The organism is Actinomycetota bacterium, assembly GCA_005774595.1.
In the GTDB taxonomy this organism is placed as follows: Bacteria; Actinomycetota; Coriobacteriia; order Anaerosomatales; family D1FN1-002; genus D1FN1-002.
In genome coordinates this window covers 1-1,425 of record VAUM01000421.1, presented here as the reverse complement: position 1 = coordinate 1,425, position 1,425 = coordinate 1, and the positions used below count along the sequence as shown (strand labels likewise).

3 protein-coding genes are annotated in these 1,425 nt (G+C 69.3%); all 3 read left to right on the top strand.

Annotated elements, in window-relative coordinates:
- On the top strand, positions 1-507 hold a 507-nt coding region (locus tag FDZ70_10650), incomplete at its 5' end, for a tetratricopeptide repeat protein (protein ID TLM66067.1).
- Positions 508-581: 74 nt separating this feature from the next.
- Positions 582-959, top strand: a complete 378-nt coding sequence (locus FDZ70_10645; protein TLM66066.1) for a response regulator — start codon at positions 582-584, stop codon at positions 957-959.
- A 24-nt stretch (positions 960-983) separates the two neighbouring features.
- The coding region (locus tag FDZ70_10640; GenBank protein TLM66065.1) for a hypothetical protein at positions 984-1,425 on the top strand (442 nt) is incomplete at its 3' end.

Genomic DNA, 1,425 nt, shown 5'->3' with positions numbered 1-1,425 from the left:
GCCGAAGCGCTCGCAGAGGCGCGCCGGCTCGCGGCCGCCGGGGAGCCGCGCGCGGCACTGGCGCTCGTAGCCGACGTGCTCGCGGCCGAGCCGTCCAACGTCGAGGCGTTCCTGCTCGCGGCGCACGCGCACGCGGACGTCGGCGACTACTCCGAGGCGCTCGCCGAGTGCCACAAGACCATCGCGATCGACCCGCTCCAGCCCACGGCGCGCTACATCCTCGGCATCATCTACCAGCGCCAGGACGACACCGTGCGCGCCATCAGCGAGTTCCGCAAGACGATCTACATCGACCCCGGCTTCGCGCTCGCGCACCTGAGCCTCGGCAACATCCACCGCGCCCAGCGCAAGTACGACGCCGCGGCCAAGGAGTACGAGAACGCGCTCCGCGCGTTCCGGGAGCATCCGCAAGGCGCGTGGGCGGGATTCCTCGGTGGCTTCGACGTGGGTCTGCTCATACAGACCTGCGAGCGTTCTCTGGTAGAGTGTCGGAAGGCGAGCAGCTAGAGTCGCGCACCGTCCCGAGCAGGGAGAACGGGTGCGTGGGGGCGCCGAAACGGGCGTCCGCAGGAGGGAGTCACATGGCAGCACGCATACTGGCGGTCGATGACAGCCCCACCATCCTCGAGATGATCAAGGCCATCCTGCTGCAGGGCGGCTACGAGGTGATCACCGCGGTGGACGGCCAGGAGGCGCTCGAGACCGCCCGCGCCGAGGTCCCGGACCTCATCCTGCTCGACGTCATGCTCCCCAAGTTGGACGGCTACCGCGTGTGCCGCCTGCTGAAGTTCGACCAGAAGTACAAGTCCATCCCGATCATCATGCTCACCGCCAAGGCCGAGGAGTCGGCGATGGCGACCGGGATCCGCACCGGCGCCAACCAGTACCTCACCAAGCCCATCGAGCCCGACAAGCTGCTGGCAGCGGTCGCCGAAGAACTCGCGAAGGCGGCCGGCTAGCTCCCGAGGCGGCCGGACACCGACATGGCCGAGAACGCGACCATCACCGAACGGGTGCTCGAGGCCCTCAAGGGCGCCGGGCTGCTCACGGGCGAGCAGGTGAACTCGGTCACCTCCGCGGCGTCGAAGTCCGGCGAGTCCGTCGGCAAGATCATCTCCGACCGCGGGCTCGCCTCCGCCGCCGACGTCACCTCCGCGCTCGAGTCCGAGATGGGCATCCCGCAGGTCGACCTGTCGAGCTACGCGCCCGAGGAGGACGCGCTCGCCATGGTCCCGGCGGACCTCGCCCGCGAGTTCCGCATCCTGCCGCTCTTCGTCATCGAGGGCATGCTCACCGTGGCCATCGGCGACGTGTTCGACGTCTTCCTGCTCGACGACGTCGCCGATGAGATCGAGCTCGAGGTCGAGCCGGTCCTCGCCGACAGCGCGTCGGTGCTCGGCGCGGTCGTGCAGTACTACGGCGAGG